Below are 321 nucleotides of genomic sequence, written 5' to 3' on the forward strand. Positions count from 1 at the left end.
GATCTATTAATAGGTGCGTACTGGCATTTTACAGAATGGCATAGCGGGCAATTCTCAAAAGGTTATCAGGCACTATCGGCTATTGGTCGCATTTTCTCCCCTGGTTGCACGAATGGACCTGAACAGGGAACAGGGGAACGTATAGCGTATGAACTATTACACCAGTTAGCCGGCGGTATCCTGGTGTCTTTCCGAAAGTTTCCCGACGGTGACATCATAGCGTTATGGGACGATAACAGCGCCAGCCCGGGTTATATCACCAGTTACCAACATATAGGCCAGCATAGTGCAGCCAGCCCGGAATTATTGGATGAGTTAGAA

General features: G+C 48.3%; 1 protein-coding gene. It reads left to right on the forward strand.

Annotated features, from left to right (window positions below; translation table 11 throughout):
* Positions 1 to 321 (forward strand): hypothetical protein (locus BIU95_RS18970; RefSeq protein WP_217639450.1); only part of this gene is annotated, 321 nt, incomplete at both ends.

Source organism: Curtobacterium sp. MCBA15_007, assembly GCF_001864905.1.
Lineage (GTDB): Bacteria > Actinomycetota > Actinomycetes > Actinomycetales > Microbacteriaceae > Curtobacterium > Curtobacterium poinsettiae.